Origin of the sequence: uncultured Brevundimonas sp. (genome assembly GCF_937870815.1) — a bacterium.
Lineage (GTDB): Bacteria > Pseudomonadota > Alphaproteobacteria > Caulobacterales > Caulobacteraceae > Brevundimonas.
Window position 1 is genome coordinate 1 of sequence record NZ_CALMZS010000065.1, and the last position, 1,129, is coordinate 1,129.

A 1,129-nucleotide genomic window follows, 5' to 3' on the forward strand; every position below is an offset into this window, starting at 1 on the left:
CTCGAACCGACACTCCTTTCGGAACCGGATTTTGAGTCCGGCGCGTCTACCAGTTCCACCACGCCCGCACAGGCCGGTCGCTCGCTTCGGCAGGCGCGCTAGGTAGCGTGGGGGGTCCGATCAGGTCAATCGGGAACCCGATCGACCGGTCATCGGCGCTTCGGGGCGGATGGCGAACCGGGGGACCCGGCCGACCGCGCCCGAGCGGGACCCAGGGAAGGCCCTACGGGGGGCTGGAGTCGGTCAGGAGGTGATCTGGAACCGGACAACCACCACGACGAGCCGGCCCGGTTCCGGTCCGCCTTCCTCCGCAAGAATCACCCTTGCGTCCCGCAATGCTCGCAACGCCGACTGGCCGAACCCGTAGCGGCGGTGGGCGCTCTCGCGTTCCACGCGGCAATCGGTCAACCGCCCGGCTTCCGCAACGACGCAGCTGAACGCCGCGGCGGCCGAGTCGAGGCCTGCCGCCGCCGCCGCCTCCGGAAATTGGGGCGTCGGCATGCGCCGCCAGAAATTTGGAGCGGACCCCGGCGGCGCCCTCCATCGAACCATGGCCTCACGCGGGTCCGGCTGACCGGCGCCGCAGGCGTCGAGCACCTGATCGAGATTGGCGGACTCGGCGGGCAGATCGAAGGCGTAGCGGCGAAAGGGGCTTTCCGGCTCCGGGGCGACGGCGACCGACAGCTGCAGCGCCCCGCCCTGACGAAGGCGACGGGCGTCGATGCGCGGGACCGGGCTGAACACCATCGAGCCATCCCCGCCGGTGAACCAGTTGGCGTCCTCGACCCGGCCATCGCTGAAGGTCGCCTCGACGTAGCGGCTCAGACCCTCGAAGGGCGGAAGGCCCGAGATCAGCACGTCGAGTTCGGCGGAGCGGCAACGGACAGCGATGGTCTGGCCGCTCGAATAGGCCGCGACCGCCAGCGTCATCTGCCGGGATTCGTCAACGATGATATCCCAGTCGTTTTCGGCCTCCCGGGCGAAGGCGGGCGCCGCAGCCAGAGCCAGCACGCCGGCGATGGCCGCTCCGCGCATCACGCCGCCTCCACCGTCTGTTCGATGGCGCCGAAGATCGAGTGGTGGTGGTCGTCGAGCATCTCGATGCGGACGGTGTCGCCATACCTGAGGA

At 69.7% G+C, this 1,129-nt stretch carries 2 protein-coding genes; both read right to left on the minus strand.

Going from position 1 to position 1,129, the window contains the following annotated elements:
• Positions 1-243: 243 nt before the first annotated feature.
• The gene (locus tag Q0588_RS04140) at positions 244-1,035 is read right to left on the minus strand and encodes an energy transducer TonB (RefSeq protein WP_298744040.1); all 792 of its coding nucleotides are present in this window, start codon (positions 1,033-1,035) and stop codon (positions 244-246) included.
• Positions 1,035-1,129, minus strand: a 95-nt coding sequence (locus tag Q0588_RS04145) for a hypothetical protein (RefSeq protein WP_298744042.1), incomplete at its 5' end; no start/stop codon positions are given. The genes Q0588_RS04140 and Q0588_RS04145, both read right to left, overlap by 1 nt.